19 protein-coding genes are annotated in these 17,104 nt (G+C 36.9%); 2 read left to right on the top strand and 17 right to left on the bottom strand.

Annotated elements, in window-relative coordinates:
• Positions 1-527 precede the first annotated feature (527 nt).
• From LCY76_RS23210 to LCY76_RS23135, 16 genes are all read right to left on the bottom strand, one after another.
• The gene (locus LCY76_RS23210) at positions 528-1,382 is read right to left on the bottom strand and encodes an RnfABCDGE type electron transport complex subunit D (RefSeq protein WP_248254865.1); all 855 of its coding nucleotides are present in this window, start codon (positions 1,380-1,382) and stop codon (positions 528-530) included.
• 626 nt (positions 1,383-2,008) lie between these two features.
• On the bottom strand, positions 2,009-2,881 hold the full coding sequence (gene galU, locus LCY76_RS23205) for a UTP--glucose-1-phosphate uridylyltransferase GalU (protein ID WP_248254864.1): 873 nt from the start codon (positions 2,879-2,881) through the stop codon (positions 2,009-2,011).
• Positions 2,882-2,895: 14 nt separating this feature from the next.
• Entirely contained in the window at positions 2,896-3,447 is a 552-nt protein-coding gene (locus LCY76_RS23200) for a hypothetical protein (protein ID WP_248254863.1), read from the bottom strand.
• Complete coding sequence (locus LCY76_RS23195) at positions 3,444-3,863, bottom strand: hypothetical protein (RefSeq protein ID WP_248254862.1); 420 nt, start codon at positions 3,861-3,863, stop codon at positions 3,444-3,446. The genes LCY76_RS23200 and LCY76_RS23195 overlap by 4 nt, the downstream gene beginning before the upstream one ends.
• Positions 3,864-3,876: 13 nt before the next feature.
• Positions 3,877-4,419 (bottom strand): hypothetical protein, encoded by a 543-nt coding sequence (locus LCY76_RS23190; protein WP_248254861.1) that lies wholly within the window; start codon positions 4,417-4,419, stop codon positions 3,877-3,879.
• A 321-nt stretch (positions 4,420-4,740) separates the two neighbouring features.
• Positions 4,741-5,100 (bottom strand): VOC family protein, encoded by a 360-nt coding sequence (locus LCY76_RS23185; RefSeq protein WP_248254860.1) that lies wholly within the window; start codon positions 5,098-5,100, stop codon positions 4,741-4,743.
• Entirely contained in the window at positions 5,093-6,553 is a 1,461-nt protein-coding gene (locus tag LCY76_RS23180) for a carbamoyltransferase family protein (RefSeq protein ID WP_248254859.1), read from the bottom strand. The genes LCY76_RS23185 and LCY76_RS23180 overlap by 8 nt, the downstream gene beginning before the upstream one ends.
• Positions 6,554-6,735: 182 nt before the next feature.
• A complete protein-coding gene (locus tag LCY76_RS23175) occupies positions 6,736-7,887 on the bottom strand; it encodes an acyl-CoA dehydrogenase family protein (protein ID WP_248254858.1) in 1,152 nt (383 codons plus the stop codon).
• 14 nt (positions 7,888-7,901) lie between these two features.
• Positions 7,902-8,723 carry a phytanoyl-CoA dioxygenase family protein gene (locus tag LCY76_RS23170; protein WP_248254857.1) on the bottom strand — a complete coding sequence of 274 codons (822 nt, stop codon included), beginning with the start codon at positions 8,721-8,723 and terminating at the stop codon, positions 7,902-7,904.
• A 14-nt stretch (positions 8,724-8,737) separates the two neighbouring features.
• Entirely contained in the window at positions 8,738-8,965 is a 228-nt protein-coding gene (locus tag LCY76_RS23165; protein ID WP_248254856.1) for a phosphopantetheine-binding protein, read from the bottom strand.
• Between the two features lie 4 nt (positions 8,966-8,969).
• The gene (locus LCY76_RS23160; RefSeq protein WP_248254855.1) at positions 8,970-10,118 is read right to left on the bottom strand and encodes a glycosyltransferase; all 1,149 of its coding nucleotides are present in this window, start codon (positions 10,116-10,118) and stop codon (positions 8,970-8,972) included.
• 28 nt (positions 10,119-10,146) lie between these two features.
• On the bottom strand, positions 10,147-11,247 hold the full coding sequence (locus LCY76_RS23155) for an aminopeptidase (protein WP_248254854.1): 1,101 nt from the start codon (positions 11,245-11,247) through the stop codon (positions 10,147-10,149).
• A 3-nt stretch (positions 11,248-11,250) separates the two neighbouring features.
• Positions 11,251-12,222, bottom strand: coding sequence for a hypothetical protein (locus tag LCY76_RS23150; protein ID WP_248254853.1), 972 nt, complete (start codon positions 12,220-12,222; stop codon positions 11,251-11,253).
• Positions 12,223-12,249: 27 nt separating this feature from the next.
• Entirely contained in the window at positions 12,250-12,480 is a 231-nt protein-coding gene (locus LCY76_RS23145; RefSeq protein ID WP_248254852.1) for a phosphopantetheine-binding protein, read from the bottom strand.
• Positions 12,481-12,543: 63 nt separating this feature from the next.
• The gene (locus LCY76_RS23140; RefSeq protein ID WP_248254851.1) at positions 12,544-13,584 is read right to left on the bottom strand and encodes a hypothetical protein; all 1,041 of its coding nucleotides are present in this window, start codon (positions 13,582-13,584) and stop codon (positions 12,544-12,546) included.
• Positions 13,574-14,671, bottom strand: coding sequence for an aminoacyl--tRNA ligase-related protein (locus LCY76_RS23135; RefSeq protein WP_248254850.1), 1,098 nt, complete (start codon positions 14,669-14,671; stop codon positions 13,574-13,576). Before LCY76_RS23135 ends, LCY76_RS23140 begins: the two co-directional genes overlap by 11 nt.
• A 174-nt stretch (positions 14,672-14,845) precedes the next feature.
• Here LCY76_RS23135 and LCY76_RS23130 point away from each other — a divergent pair, with 174 nt between their 5' ends.
• Complete coding sequence (locus LCY76_RS23130; RefSeq protein WP_248254849.1) at positions 14,846-15,184, top strand: VOC family protein; 339 nt, start codon at positions 14,846-14,848, stop codon at positions 15,182-15,184.
• A gap of 4 nt (positions 15,185-15,188) precedes the next feature.
• Complete coding sequence (locus LCY76_RS23125) at positions 15,189-16,244, top strand: hypothetical protein (RefSeq protein ID WP_248254848.1); 1,056 nt, start codon at positions 15,189-15,191, stop codon at positions 16,242-16,244.
• Positions 16,245-16,340: 96 nt separating this feature from the next.
• Here the strand turns inward: LCY76_RS23125 and LCY76_RS23120 are convergent, their stop codons facing one another.
• Positions 16,341-17,093 carry a phytanoyl-CoA dioxygenase family protein gene (locus LCY76_RS23120; RefSeq protein WP_248254847.1) on the bottom strand — a complete coding sequence of 251 codons (753 nt, stop codon included), beginning with the start codon at positions 17,091-17,093 and terminating at the stop codon, positions 16,341-16,343.
• Positions 17,094-17,104: the final 11 nt, after the last annotated feature.

The following is a 17,104-nucleotide window of genomic DNA, read 5'->3' as shown; positions in this document are numbered from 1 at the left end:
TATTAAATCCAGTAGGGCAAGGTTTTTTAATATGCACAAAAAAACACTCCCTTCTTGGTATCTATAATCCACGAATTACTTTTTCTAATAAACATTTTGGTTAAAGAAATGTAGAAATTAAATATAGGTTTTTGTTAGGTTATTTGAATTTAATTAAAAGAGAGATCTTTAATGCGGGGACATATCCGAAGTAATCAATGTGAATATCAATAAATCTATTAACAATAGAAACTTGAAACTTGACTAAACATATAGGTGAATGCTTTAATCTTCGTCCTAAAAAGTCAAAAATTTCAATATTTACTTAAAATAGTGAGGAAGGTTCCATGGCACTCTAGAAAACGGAAGTGGATTGGAATGATGGGTAAATTGGCAAGCTAGATCTTGAACTTCTTCTTTCTTTTGCTTGTGCTTGTCGTTCTCTTCTCTCAGCTTGCCACAGCTCCGGCTACATTTACACTGGCACTCCTGTTTGCACATTTTCTCACCCCCCTTCTATTTCCATAGCTATTCCTTCACTCTTACGCTTAGTTATGTGATTTCAATAAAGACGTGTTTTGTTTGGTGTAATATCGATATGGAACAGTGAACAGCAAACTGATTATAAAACTCGCGTAGAATTGTGAATTAGGTATACTGGAGTTTCTAAAAATTGCGTCAACAAAAGCGACCAATATAGCAAAGATAATTCTCGCTTTCCTAGATTTTGGTGTGGTTTTCGGATCAGTAATCATATAGAAACTAAATAGCTGTAGAGAGGCACCCATAATAGGTCCAATTGCAGACCAGAGGGGTTCTTCGAAAAAGAAATGTCTTATTAGTCCAAATATAAAAAAACCAAATAAGAAAGAAAGTACGGTATCAAGTCGATTTGCTAAATAGGTTACGAATAGACCCAAGATTAAGATAGTTATCATGACACCTAATCCGTTTGTCCATTGCTTTGGTGTGCTAACCGCGAACTCTGGTAAAAAAAACAATATAATGACTAATGCTAGATTGTTAGGATTAAATACATGTCCACCTTGAAAACGGATAAAAAATTTAAAGAACATGGCAAGAAATGAAGCAAGTGCATATGGCCAAAGGGCATATGAGCTTAGTAATAAACTTATTCCTAGGCCTGAAATTATGGCACTTAAGGGGAACTTCCATTTTTTATATAGGAATTTGACCAATAATAATTCGGTAATTGTAGTACAGGCAACTGAAACAATCATGGCGTCCAACGTTTGGAAAAAACCTAAATAAATCTGCCCAGCTGTAACAAACGATGCTAGAAATAATAATAAAAAATATCTTGGATCAACTTTATAATCGTTCCAAGAAGTAATTAATTTTTGAGGTGTGTGACTGTTTGTTTTTATAGTATCTTTATCCATTCTTCACGGTCCTTTACGTATGCTATATTGTGAATTTATAGTAAATCAAATATCCATTCTCGTGTTTTGTTGTTTACTTAAACAAGAAAGCAAAACAGGAACAAAAAATTCTACACAACCATATTTACCATACCTTGTAAGTAAGGGCTTGACCTTTGAAGACTGAAAAGTGAGGATAGAATTTTAAGGGTTCTGACAAATCTCGATGTACTTAATCAACATCCCTACTTAGGAGAGGACTTGGATAATTTACATCTATTTGAATAGTGAGGGGATAACCAGGGCACGCCTGTAAAAGGGTATCGATGCGGATAGGAGCTAAATTGATGGAGTAGCAATTGAACGGTAGATTCTTTTTCTTTATCTATGTTTTTTGTCTGTAGTCCACTACACTTATTACACGGGTACTGGCATTTTTGTTTGCACATTTCGTTCCCCTTCTTTATTTTTATTTATCCCCCTGAATCAGATGTCTCCTGTAAAAAAAGTGAGTGCCTTAGTATCGTTAGATAGGTCCTTATGTTGACCGAATCTCCTAATTGTTTTCCGTTGTAATAGGGAATCAATCATAATCGATTAGGCATACAGTGTGTAATATAACAGTAGATAAATAGACTCGTAAGTACTTATAGGCTTTTATTCCTTAATAATGCAGTTAGTCTTTCATTGAGGTCTTCTCTTTGAAGCGCAAAATCAATATTTGCTTCAAGGAACCCTATCCTATCCCCTACATCATATCTTTTTCCTTGGAATTTATATGCGAGTATACTTTGAACTTTATTTAACTGGATTAATGCATCTGTAAGTTGAATTTCTTGGTTTTTTTTATCTGGGGGGGTTTTTTCAATGAGAGCAAAGATCTGAGGTAATAAAATGTATCTTCCTATTATGGCATATCGAGAGGGAGCATGATGAAGTGCGGGTTTCTCAACAAGGGTTTTAATGGGGATGATTCTACCTTTATTATCATTTTTAGGATGTATAATCCCGTATTTTGAGATATCTTTATCCTTTACGGGTAACACCCCAATAACAGGAGATCGATGAGATTCGTATACTTGGATTAATTGTGTTAAGCAAGGAATTTGTGACCTAACAATATCATCCCCTAGCAAGACTGCAAAGGGTTCGTCTTCTTTAATAAAAGGCCTAGCGCAGCTAATCGCATCACCTAAACCTTTTGGGTGTTTTTGTATAAGGAATTTAATTTTTGCCAAGCTTGACAATTTCTTAACTGCATTCCTTAACTCAATTTTATTACGTAGTTCAAGGATTTCTTCAAGTTCATACGATCTATTAAAGTGGTTTTGAATTGCTCTGTCAGACGGGTTAATAATAATAAAAATTTCTTCTATTCCAGATGCAACAGCCTCTTCTACTACATACTGTATTGCAGGTTTATCAACAATTGGAAACATCGCTTTAGGTTGGGCCTTGGTAGCAGGCAAAAACCGGGTTCCTAGTCCAGCTATTGGGATGATGGCTTTACGTACCTTCAAGGAGATATCCCCCTCTACTCTTTATAGCTACTTAGAGAATCTAACAAGTTACGCAAGTGATTTATATTTTCCTCTTCTTGAGAAAGAGTTCTTCTAAATCTTTTAATTATTCGTTCATTCATCTCTTTCCACGAGTTAAGATGTTTAGCTTTAAGTATAATATTACCTAAGGAAATCCAGTTTTGAGAAGCACTAGTAATATAAGAAAAGTCAAGTGTTGGGTAATAACGTTGCAGCAATCGAAAAAAATTGTATCGTGAATTTCCAACCTCTCTAAAAGCGTTGTACCATGCATCTATCTCCTCGTTATCTTGTCCATCTCCATTGACAAATTTTAAAAATTTGTTTGTCAGTGATGGAAACGCATTAACACCTAGTTTTCCACGTAATGATGCGTTAAATAGTTTTTCACCACTCATTATTTTACAAGTTTCCTGTATAATTTGAATCAAATCATGTGTAGAATAGTCTACTGTGTTTTTTTTAAGGAAACATAAATTAATTTTCAAGGTATTAAACTGTTCTAAATACGAGCTTATACCGGACACAATCTCTTCTTTTGTCATTTCACCTTGATAATGAAAAAATGGTCTGTTACAAAATAGGTGTCGCCATTGCGCTTATTGATTTCAAGAAGATGTTCATGATGGTAAATATGAAAGCCATTGGAATGCTTCAACTCATAATTATCGACGGTTACTGCAAGAGATCTCCCTTGTTCTAAATAATCATTGACTTGGTTCATACATTCTTCTACATTTTGAAATTCATACTCAACAAAGTAACAATTTAATATTTGATCTTCTATTGGTTTGTACCTGGAATCCATGAAAAAACCTTTGTCGCCATGATCCTCAAAGTAAAAACCTGCTTGATACCACATATCATCCATATGAACGCCTTGTTGTTCAGCAAGGGAGGTAATGGCTAATTGGAAACATGACAAAGAATTGTCTTTAATTATCCTAGGTGGATTTATCAACTTCTACACCTCTTCAATACTCAAAAGTAATACTAAAAATATGCATGGAAGGGTTGTCTTCCAATACAATCTTGTTTACTTTCGTTTTTTTATTTAAATCGATTCTCTGATACCATAAACTAGAAGCAATATTTTTGTTAACCCCCACTTCCGTATGGATCCACGGGAAATGGATGACAGGTTCGTTTTCTTTAAATCGTGGAAGGGGTTCAATCCAATCTGTGAAAGAAAGCGTGCTTGTGAATTTTAGTTGATCTTTATCCATAAAGCTGATTTTCTCACTGAAGTCACCGTTGTTCGAAACTCCGATAAAGTGAATGGTTTTCACCTCTATCGCTGGAAATTGCAAAGCTTGTCCTTCAAGTTCGATGTTGTCTCCATTCGGTGTAAGAAAAAACTGAAAAGGCACATTATTATAAAAAAATTCTTTATCATATGGAATATATTCCGCTGGGAAGGAGGATCCAGATACCGTTAACTTCCCGTTTATATATTCCTCTTTATACGTAGAGCCTAGATTATTTAGATATGTTGTAATATTTAATGGTTTATACAAACCAAGGTCACCCAGCTTTCAGTTCAAATAAAAGTAGAGTATGAAGAAAAAAGATTCTCAACCTCTTGAAAAGAGGTTGAGATAAAGATTATGGAAGTGCTGTAAGTTTGTATAGGCGATAGTCAAATCAAAGAGAGGAAGAGAGGGGAAATAACACAAGTAAGAACTACTCATGACCGGGGATTTTGAAGAAATCCAAGCATTAGAGTTTATTAGGCAGTCGTTTTCACTGGCATAATATCCCCCCTTTCTAGTACCAACACGTTCCATACGTATATCGTAAAAAAATTCGTGATTTTTTGATAGGGTTTTGTTGCTACGTTAACTGCAAACCATAAGTATATTTTGTTCTACATCTTCAAATAAAAAGCCCGACACGGAACCGGCATTGCTGAAATCGTATACCTTGATTCCTTTCTCCTTTAGTTTTCTAAAAGACTCTTCTATATCTAAACTATAAAAAGTGAAAACGGGATGCTTGGGTTTTATCCGTTCTTTAGATCTCCAAGTAAGCAAAGTTAGGTTGACTCCATGCATTTGTAATTCGACAAATCCTTTAGATAAATCTTTTTTTCGTATGGAGAAACCGAGCATTTCCTCATACCAATCACTGGCTCTAGACAAATCATCAAAATGTAGAAATAAGCAACAAACATGATTATCAAACGGTTGGTTAAACACTAAATCTCCTTCTTTCTATAATGAAGTTATCCATGACTAGGACATCTAAACCTAAATGGATAAAACTCTTTATCGCATCCTTCGGAGTTTCTACGATTGGCTCTCCACTTCCATTAAAAGAAGTATTTAAAAGAAGGGGAACATCAGTAAGGCTTTTAAAATGCTCGAGCAATGTATAAAAAGTTGGATTACTTGTTCGGGTTACAGTTTGAACTCTTGCTGTACCATCTATATGACTAACTGCTCCCATTTCACAAGCTTTGTCTGGTTGTATTTCATTTACATATAACATATGGTGGGATGAAACAGGGTTCACAAAATAATCTTTTTGGTATTCTTCCATGATTGCCGGCGCAAGTGGCCTAAAAAATTCTCTTCGTTTGATCGACTGATTGATGCGCTGTCTGGTCTCTACTTTTCTAGGATCAGCAATGACACTTCTGTTTCCAAGGGCCCTTGGACCAATTTCAGACCTTCCTTGATACCATCCAATGATATTTCCTTCTTCTAGAAGTGCTGCCGTATCTTCAAAAATGTTTTCGGAAATACGGTAACAAAGTTGTTCCTTATATTCTTCTAACGTTTTTTCAATAGATGCCGGATCATACTCCGCTCCTAGATAAGGGGAGAATGGCTCTTCTTTGGGACTCCATGGATTTTGGAGCTGGACATAATACAAATATAAGGCGCTTCCTATTGCGCATCCTGCATCGGACGATGCTGGAAAAACATAAACCTTCTCGAACGGGGTCTCTTTCAGTATCCGAGAGTTGGCAACGCTGTTTAAAGCAACTCCTCCTGAAATACATAAATGTTTACTTTTTGTCTTTTCATAAATGCTGAAAGCTAATTGAATAAGGAGTTCTTCAGTATGATACTGCACCGCTCGGGCAAAGTCTGCTTTCGTTTTAAATGAATCCTTTGAAAGAGATATTTCATCTTGAATAAACATTTTTAAATTCTGAATATCCTGATCTGATTGTAAAAAACCCTTATGTTTACTATAGGTATAAAACTTATGAAAATCTTCAATATACCGATCGGAACCGTATGAAGAAAGACCCATCGTCTTCCCATCCTCCAAAAAATGGAACCCAATTGCTTCTGTTACTGCGCGATAAAATCCACCAAGGGAATTATTCGGTAAAAATTCATTGAGGTACTTTTTGCTTTTGTTTCCTTTATGAATGAAAAATTTGTTTAGCTTATTTCCATCTGCATAAAAGAAACTGATGGTCTCGTACTGGGAAATACCAAATTCACTTCCGCTTCCATCTATAACCATAATTGCTGCTTCAGAAAATGGAGAGGTAAAGAAAACACTTGAGGCATGGGTGAGGTGATGATTGTATGTTTGAAGATTATATTGATATTTAGTGACATAACGAGGGTCAATGAGGTCGTTGGTGGCAACATAATCGATATCAGAAATGGTATACCCTGCGTTTTCCAAACAGTACTTTGCCGCATAATTCCTCGCGAGTTTTACTTTGGAATCATCAGGGGTAAACAAGGAATATTTAACTCGATTCAATCGCTCTTCTTCTACCGCATAGACAACATTTCCATCTTCGACGATACAGGCTGAAAAATTATGTCCAGAACCGCCAAGGCCTAAAATTTTCATAGTCACACCTACCATCTACTTTTATAAGGTAATATTCCGAGGAAATCCTTTGCAATAATTTCATAGAGCACATCTTTTTGTGGGGGATGAAATGGACCCGCCACAACATCTTGGTATAATTTCGCTAAGGGACTTCGTGATGATAAGCCTCCAACCCCAACCGTCTTCAAGGCATATTCAACCAGTTTTATGGTGGATATAGTCGTATATTCCTTCGTGATAAGGCTTTTCTTTTTCAGTTCTTTCATGGTTGCATATGATCTAGGGCTGTAGAGGTATCCTTCAATTGAACGGCATAATTCTAAAATTTGAGATTTTGCAGTTTCATTTAGAATCAACATTTCCGCGACATTGAACTGAGCACCCGGGAAAAAAGCAAGTGGTTTGTCATGGTGGGGAATCCGTTGAGATTTTATTTTCTGAGACACATATTGTAACGCACTATCACCTATCCCAACATAAACGCTAGATATCGCAAGTCGGAAGAACAAACCTAATACGTCTGTTTCCTTAACAAAGACCTCAGAATTTAGAATAACATTTTCTTTAGGGACAAAAACATTTTCAAAACATACACTGTTGCTTTCAGAAGGGCCCATGGAAATGGAATCCCAATCCCGATTGACTTTAACTCCATCTGTTTCCTTGGGTATGATGATGGTTATAATTCCATAATCATTACCTTGATAGTTTTTAATCCTGCAGTAAACAGGCAAATAATTAACGAGCGGCTCCATGGACACGAACCGCTTTATTCCGTTTACCACATAACCATCTTCTACTGGCGTAGCAGTAATGCTATAATCTTTTTCTTTAAAGTTTTTAGAATGGATAAAATGAAGGGAGGGCTCATTCAAGGAGGCAAACAATTTCTTTTGATCTTTTATTTGTTCTAAACAATGATCGGTGAACGCATTTCGGGTGCTGAAGAGTCGGATTCCCCAAACCGTGTATAAGTGCATAGCGAGACAAAGTGCCGTATTGTGACAGATGGAAGACAGTGTACTGATAAAATAAAATAATTTCTGTGGTGTAATATCCGAATTCAATGTAAGAAGATGGAAGTCATAATCAATTAAATATTGAATCTTTCCTTGGATGTCTTTTTCATCAAATGTCTTAAGATGATTTAACTTTTCCTGCATTTCACTATTTTTCATAGATAATCCCCTAGTTAATAGATCTTATCCCCTTCTTCCATTATTCGCGGTGGAAGTAGGAGACTTCTTATTTTCCCATGTTTTTTGTTAACCGGTCTTTGTTCCACTTCCCCACTTTTATTGTATAGGTGGGTGAAATTCGCAAAAACTTTTTCGACGGTTTTGGTTGTAAAATGCATAGCAAATGATCGTCTAAATCGAGTGTCAGTGCTATTAGAGTTCGATCCATGAATGGTATTACCATCAAAGATCACGACATCACCTGGATCTGTTTCAATGTGAACGACTTCAGTTTCAATCCCCGTCTCACCTGTAACATTCGTTGAAAGTACACCATAGGGATGAGTAGCTGGAAGGTTTATTGAGAAGAGCCCATTCTTATGAGAGCGAGGGATAAAACATAGACTGCCGTTTGATGGATCACTTCCATCTAAACTAACCCAAAGGGCGACATTTCGGTCAGGTATACAGCCGTTGTCTACGTTATCCTGATGAAAAGGAAGAGCTTTGGTCTGGGGAGCCTTGAAAAAACAAGTCGTCCCAATAAGAAGCGGCTCACTCCCAAGAATTTCTTCAGCAATCGCAAAATTTCTTTCTTCAAGCATAAACGTCTTCAATTCTTCGTTTTCACGCTGTATTTCGTGTAAGGTAGGGAATAAACTTTCCATAGGAAATTTAGGATCTTGGCGAATAAGACCGTTTTTAACTTTATCAATCCAAAGTTTCTGATATAAATCATTTATCTTTTGTACTTCTAATTGATCGTAGACGTTTCGGATGATAAAATATCCTTCCTCTTCAAAAAATTTACGATCTTCATTTGTTAAGAATGGCATAGAACTCCTCCCAATTAGTCAATTAAATTAGATAAGTAATCGTAAGCATCCTTAAGTGTATGGATATCATCTAAATTTAAATTGTCATCTAGAATGTCCACATCGTATTCCATCTCGAATTCGATAAGCAGTTCGATAACATTGGTTGAATCTAACCCCAGTTCCTCAAACGACTGGTCTAGTTCCAATTCTTCCTTCTCTACAATCTCTGATACTAAATCTAAAAATTGGTCAATACTCATTTTTTCACCTCAATATAATGTCTTCAATCAGTTCAGCACTTCGAACTTCTGGTTGGTAACGATTGGTTTGTTCCATTAATGCCAACGATCGACTTGATTTTGCATTTTCAATCGCTCCTTCTATACCTTGAGCTAGTCTAGTAGGGGTCAAATCCTGAGGAAAGATGAGTTCTGCAACTCCTAACCTTCGACATTTATCTCCTAAAACCTCATGATCGCCTCCCAACGGAATGATCACCATTGGCTTACCGCTTTTTATAATATTCTGCAGGGTACCGCAGCCCCCATGTGTAATGACAAGATCAACGAAAGGGATGAGCTGGTCATGAATAGGAGTTTCCTGAATCCAATTTACATTTAGGGGTAGCTCTTCCTCCCACCACTCTTGGGTGTCTGATATAAGGAGTTGAACTTCCGCATGATCAGCAAATAGATCAATGACGGTTTCGATATAACGGTTCATGGTTTCTCGATATTCCAACCTTGGAATAGAGGAAGTACAAACAAGAATTTTGGTTTTACGAGTCGCAAGAGTTCTTTTGATATCAGGTGATAGCGTGTTTTTTTGATAGTTGATGTTACCAACAACATAACTATTGGGAGGGAAATAAGCGGCGATCTTCTCATCAATCAATTCGGGATAAACCATGATCAAGTGCAGTTGACTTGATAGTCCGACCAAATCACCTCTCGTTCGGTATGACTCACTGTCCAGTAGAGGCAAGCCGATTTTACGCCTAAGCGTATTCAAATGATTTGTATACTCATCTCTAAGTCTTCTGTTTACCCTTTCCCTTCCAGGCATAAATGCTTCTGGTAAAGGGATCGTTGTCTGGAAGCTAACCCAAGGTACTTTCATTTTCTCTGCTACATAAACTGGTGGACTTTGCGTTGAATCACAAATGAATAGATCAAACTTTTTGTTTCCGATTTGCGATATAATTTCTGAATAAAATTCGTACAAGTAAAGGTTGGGTACCTTATCCCATCCTATTTCAATAAATTCTAACCCTGCTTCGCAGATCATTTTATGATTACTGCTATGACCAAGCATTACCACTTGGTGTCCCTTTTCCTTTAATACCTTTCCGAGCTTAATACCTGGCAGTAAATGACCTAACAAGCGTTGGGTGCTAATTAAAATGTTGGCCAATCATAGCCACCTGCCTTCCAAAAATGAACTAACGTTTGTTAATGAGTGGCACCAAACTTCTTAGATGTGAATGAACAATCTTACCATCTTTAATAATGAGTTCCTCATCAAAAAAAAGGCATCCTCCTCCGTCTCCTTTTAACAAAGAAAGGACAAGATCCATATGTACAGTAGAGTCGTTTCCGTTATAGGAGGATTCATACGATTGCCCAAGAGCTAGGTGGATGGTTCCTGCCATCTTTTCATCATACGCAGAGGTGTATACAGGCCTTACGATAAAAGGATTAAGCCCGATCCCAAATTCACCGAATGTACTGGCACCGGAATCGGATTGAAGAATTTGTTTGAATCGGTTATCATCACTGGTTACATAATGATCGAGTGATCCATTGGAATAAAAAAGTTGAATGGTTTCAAATGCCACGCCAAACGAGTGAAATGGAATATTAAAGGTAATATAACCATTGACCGATGAAGGAATGGGGGCCGTAAACACCTCCCCACCTGGTAGGTTGTGGGTTCCCATACACATTGATGGAGGGATTCCTTTAATTGAAAAGAGTAAGTCCGTTGATGGCGTTAGGATATGGACTTGATCGGTATCCCTTATCATGTCCATCATCTTTTTGAAAAGAGGTTGATAGCTGCTATGTTCCAATAGCCCAACAGCATCAACAAATACCTGGTTGAGTTGATCAAGCGATTGACAGCTTAATTGGGAGAGCGCAGATGAAGGTGGATGTAGCAACAACCATTTTGAAAGGGTCTGGGCAGTAAGTAAGAGAGGTTCATAAAAGTATTTATAATAGATTTTGATGCTTTCTGCTGAAAAATCTTCTAATTCATAAAGGTTTTCATCCATGGTAAGCCCGATGAATCCATCCATCTCCTGGAGGAAACGTAATTCTTTTTTTAGCAAACCTCGATAGGTTCTCGCCGTACTAAATTGCACTAATGTTTTCCAGTTGGATATCGAATATTCATTCAAGTAAACAGTGGCTCCTACTTCCTGAACCTTTTGTATAATCTCGTCTACTAAGTTTGAACAACCGATACTATAAATATAGATCTTGTCTCCAGGCTTGACTTGTAAAGACTTATGGACAGCCGTATGAGCAACATTCTGCAATTCTTACACTCCTAGTGATTGCTTCATAGCCAAAAAGAACCTTTCTTCATTTTTATAGGTTTGAGTGACATAATCCACAAGTTTTTTCTTATAATCCTTCGAAGGCTGTCTTTTCCACTTCATCAGAACACCCATAATGAGAGACCAACATTTGCATAAATAAAACAACTCTTCAACCCAGAGCGGGTTGACATACGGCTTTGGAATACTTCCACGATTTACTGCCAAAAGCCAAAGTTCTCGCAGCCTACGGAAATAATGAATATCAAATTCCAGTGTCTCAATGTATTCAACAATTGTAGATGCGCTCGTTCCTTGTAATGTGGCTACGAACTCCTTCAAGTTCTCAAGACCACCCAGAGTCGTCATGTTTTTGACAGACGATCTCATCAATTCAAAACAAACCGAATTCCAATCAGTGCTCGCCAACTCATTTTTAATAACTTGTCCTATCCCGAAGTTTGAGTCACATATCCAGTTGGACCGGAAGTCATCATAACCTACTTGTCCCATATGACCTTGAAAGTAACTAGGATGTCCTGCTTCATCAATGAGGGTGAGCTTCTCTTCATCCACGTTAACAATCAGAGACCAGTGAACAATATCATGAGTTTTGTAATAGCTGGAATACGTTGTCTCAAACGATCTGTAAAAAAGCAAGCAATAGCCATTCATGCTTATATACCTTTGAATTTCTGGAATGATCTTATCCTTTGGAATCGAATGCTTTGTTTGCAATGACCAGCCAAGATTAAAATTAGGTTCGGATCTCCTCAGTTGAAGATTCTGGTGGGAACAATCGAAGGGATTTAGGAAGATAGGAAGGAGATTTTTTTCTTCACGCCATCGTAGAACTTCTTTAACAGCCAACTGTTTGCAGTCGAGCGTTCTTTCACAAAAGCCATCTTTATCCGGGAACCTCCAATCCACCACCTTGGGTTTCGTTAGAAAGTCTTGTATCGATTTTGAGTACATCAAACAAACTTCCTTTCACTACCAATTTTATAAGTTTCGTTCAACCAATTTGACAATACTCTGAATCGATTCGAAGTTTTGGAGCACGATTTCTTCATCTTCGATTTCAATATCAAACTCATCTTCTATTTCTACCACTAGACGAATAAAGGTCATAGAATCAATACCCAATTCCAAGAGATTGCTGTCATGATCAAACTCCACATTGTGTAGGACCTTTTTTAAACAATTCATAATAATTTGTTCGTTATTTGACATCCTTTTCATTTCCTCTCTTCATTTAATTTCATTTTCATTATAGGTGTGGCATTCAGAGTATTCTCAGCTAAACTTATCCACTTTTTGTCTAACTAAATAATCTTTAAACATGGCATTGATCCGTTTTTCGATTTCATATATTTTCAAAAACCCGTCACTAATATCCCGAAGAATGTCACTCTTCTTGTTTGTTTGGTATTTAAGAGATAAACTTCTCAACTTCAGTAGTTCTTTTTTAGAATTAGTATGGAAGTCAATTAATCGTTTGATCACTTTATGGTTTGGATATTCTTTTGCGATAAAATTCATCATATCGATATTGAATTTTTTATGTTGGATCATTTTGTAAATATTAATGTTCCACAAGGTAGATTCTGAATCTGGAAGGAAAAAGCCTTGCTCGAGCTTTTGAAAATATAAAGATAGGAAATAGGGAACATAGTAACCATTGGCAAATGCCCCCTTGGCTGTAACGTCTTTTGAAATTGCCTTAGAACGATCCAGCGCAAAGAAAAGAGTGGTTGTATTAAATAGCGGTTGATAGGAAGGGTTCAAATGTAGGGTGCAGATGGGGAATCCATAATAGGCGAACCAGCGTTTATGATGAAGATGCTCCTCTAAAATGTTCTCGATATATTGGTCACACTCACTATACGGCAATTTAAATTCTCCAAAGGTCTTCCCATTTACATCAAATCCAAGACCGAGGAACACCTTCTCATTTTCGTTGAACCCATAAAGGAGTGCCTCATGAATAATATCTTCAGTTCCATTAAAATACGTTGAGTCTTTTATATGTCTCCAATTCAAAAAAAGAAGCGTGTACCGATCATTCTCTATGTTCTTCTTTATTGAATCAACCCAAGAAGACACTTTCTTTAAGGGTTGTTCGACCAATATTTCTGAATAAATTTCAAGATGTTCTTCAAATCGAACCATGGGAAACTGCAAAGGATTTTCTATTAAAATTTTTAAATTCGTAAAGTGACTATATATCCAAGGCCATAATCTATCTTGACCCATAAGAATACTTAGCCTGCAATTGTGGTAACATTCTGTAGACAACCCCGGATTTTTATGAACAGCAAGGGATTTACTTTCCATCAGCCATCCTCTCCCTAAGGTAGGTAGGCCAATTTTCCATCTTATCACCGAAGGTATATAAAATGGCTTCAACCCATCGATCTATGCCGAAAGCTGTACATCCTGAATGGACATTTTCTCCCAATTCACCTTTAATTCCGAAGGATTCTGTCAACACCTCTCCTACCAGATTGAAAGAACCGATTGAAAAGCTGAGTTCTTCATTTGGTGAAAAGATTAATTCATACTTCATTTCTGCGGCCCGTTGAAAGGCAATCCGATTGCGGTCATTTTTTATAAAGAAAGGGTCATTTGCCGTCTCAATATATCCTCTTAAGCCAATTCGATTGAACAGTTCCCAGACTTCTTGTATTAATTCTTTCCTTAGGCTTTCTACCTTCTCCTTACTCCCAAGATAAATAATTTCATACATGGTGAAATCACGGGAACGATGAGCACTGATTTTCCTATCATGTTCATGGCGAAAACACGAGCCATAACTATGGATCACTTCAAGATCACTGTCTAATCTCTGATCTTTTCTTTCATCATAAGCAAAATAACAAAGGCAAGGTCGAAGAAAGTATGAATTCACCTCATATAGCTCTTCCACTTTGAGACCCTTTTCCATGTTGAATCGGTATTGATCTAAGTGCTCTTTTTGATGCCTAATTTGAGCAATACGATAAACATTTTGTGGAAAATGGAATGCATATTTGCTTCTTTGCATTAAATCACTGTCCATAAGAGCCGGATATCTTGTTGGAGTACCATTAAATTTCTCACTGATTTCATCAAGCATTTTCTTAATACATTCATGCAACTTGAAAATACTTTCTTTATTTACTGCTTGAGACCGTTCATTTTCGACAATAGGATGGATAAGGTTATCAACTAACCTTATTTTTTTTATAGTCCGTTCCCTATTGTTCAGGAGTGTCTCTAATTGTTTTAAGAAAATCCTCTCATTGATTCCTTCGTATTGAATAGTCAAGTATCCTCTTTCAGTTCCTACCTTCTTTACATCTGGATCTAAATAATAGATCTGGTCAATTAGCTCTGAGATGTCGATTTGCTTAATTTTATTTGCAGGGTATCTAATATACATCTAACCCACCTCTTCTTGGAGATTTGCATCCATTATATAAAGAGTGAATTAAAAATACTCTGCCAAAAAAGGCAAAAAAAAGAGCCTGATTTTAAAGTCCGCTTAAAAAGCCGAGAGCATCATTCAGACATTTCTCATAATAGAATTGACATCAGAACAAGAGGAGGACTTTCGATGGTAATCGAATACGATCATCAAACTGTACCAGTTTCTCAACTTGAAAAATCAATAATCTGGTACCACAAAAAATTGGGATTTGAATTAATTACTTACAAACCCAATGAAAAAGCCATCCTAACTATTAACGGTAAGCAGTTTGTAAACCTCGTTACAAAGAAGGCTGATTCGAATCAAAAACTCAGTGTGTTGGTGATACCAAATTTACACCAAAAATACGAAACCTTAAGAGGCCCGAAAGATACCATCCTTGACATTGATATCCCAGACGTCGGGCATTGTTACCTGTATAAGGACATAGACGAAAACAATTTATTACTGTTTGAACAGAGGTGATAACTTGTTTAAATTAACAGATCGTACTTTTCCTTCCGATGTCCCTTACTATATCCCTTGTGATTTTCCATTAATCAGTGAAACGCTGAAATCTAGAAACTTGAATGTTTCTTATACCCTCTTATTAAATCTGGATTTAGTCGCATTGCCTGTATACTTAAAAGATCAGGAACTACATACAATGGATATGGAAATATGGTACGCAAATCAGCTAGGATACAAAGGGAAATTTTTCACTTTGGCTAGCCGCTATTTCGACGCCTTTTCAAGTGCCAGCCGTTATCTCCTTCATTCACTTAAGGGAATGAAAGAACCTATCATCTGCATAGGCACTACCTACCATTTACCTCATTCAAAAGACTACCTAAAGAAGTTTGGGGGTCATTTTCTGTCTGTATATGGGATGGATTCTTCCAATACTTATGTTTTTGATCCAGTACCACATAAATATAACGGCAAAGTTCCCCTTCAAAATTTTGAAAAGTTCTGGGAAGGGGCAACGAAGGAAAATAGCGACTTTTTCCAAGGATCGTTTGGTATTGTTGAAGTCAATACCAATCAGACCCTCCCACAACAAACGCCCATATTGTACTTTAATACGCTAAAAACGATTTCTTATGAGTTCTTAAAAGGAGATATCTTAAATAAAGAGGAAGGCACTTATTATTATGGGAGAAGTTGTACGGCACAGTTAATAAAAGATTTGGAAGAATCGGTCAGTGCGTCCCCTTCTACATTAGAAGTTGTGTCGAAATGTCTTTTTGACTTGAGATGGAGCCGATATTTTTTAAGGGATCTTTTACAGGAACTTCATCACACCTATGGAAATCCTTATTCCACTCTGATTGAAACCTTACTCAAAATCATCCAACAATGGGAGTTAGCCTACAATCGCTATAACCTCGATGTCCTAAGAAATAAGGTGTCCGTGAATAACGTACTTCCGATCATTCAATTGATTCAAAACACATATGAATTGGAACTGAGATTCCATGAAGACTTGCATTATAGTCATCGTGCTTATCATTTACTCGACAGAAATCAGCCCGAAAATAGTTAAAGACCGATTGGAAAAAGACCATGTTGCTATCATAGCAGCAGGTCTTTTTTAGCAAAAAAAAATTCCCTCTCAAGGATTAAGTAGGGAAATGTATTTTTACAACAGAGGATTCAGTTTACTATTGGCTTGCTTGCCAACCTCTATTCCAGGAAAAAACTGATAAAAGGAGGAATGGTACTTATCTTTGGGAAGATCAATGACTCTTGCTCCATCCTCATAATAAGTTATAGCAAATGCTTCCCTTCGATGTGAAAGGACGTTGGCATTGGCGCTATGAAGCGTCCATCCATTATGAAATGTAACATCACCTACCTCAAGAGCCCCATAATTAACCTCCTCGAAACCATGACGTATAGCTGTTCTTATATTGGTTTCCTGATAAGCGTGTGACCTGCTCATAAAGTTTAAAGATCCAACACTTGATGGGATGTCATGTAAAGGGATCCAAGCTGTAATCGTTTTATTGGTATCTAGGGGCCAACTTACCTGGTCTTGATGCCACGGAGTTGCATTTCCATTAGCTTCTTTAAAGAAAATGCAATCATAATGGAGCCTTACAGATGGAACCCCTAGTAACCTTGCTGCAATATCAGCCAACCTTTTGGAGGTAACAAATTTCTTGATGTGTAAAGAGTGGGTCCAAAGGTTCGTTACTTCTAAAAAATTCTCACCAAAATCATCCCGTTTATAACGGGATAAATGGTCCTTTTCTATTGCATTGACCACGTTATGGACTTCAACCCGCAGTTGATGTATCGCTTCTTGATCTATTAACTTTTTAATCAACCGATGTCCATTGAGTTGGTATAAGTCCACATCACGGTCTCTAAAATTATGATTATTTATCATAAGGGAGTACC

This window comes from Fictibacillus marinisediminis, assembly GCF_023149135.1.
GTDB lineage: Bacteria > Bacillota > Bacilli > Bacillales > Fictibacillaceae > Fictibacillus_C > Fictibacillus_C marinisediminis.
This window is presented reverse-complemented; position numbering and strand designations above follow the sequence as displayed.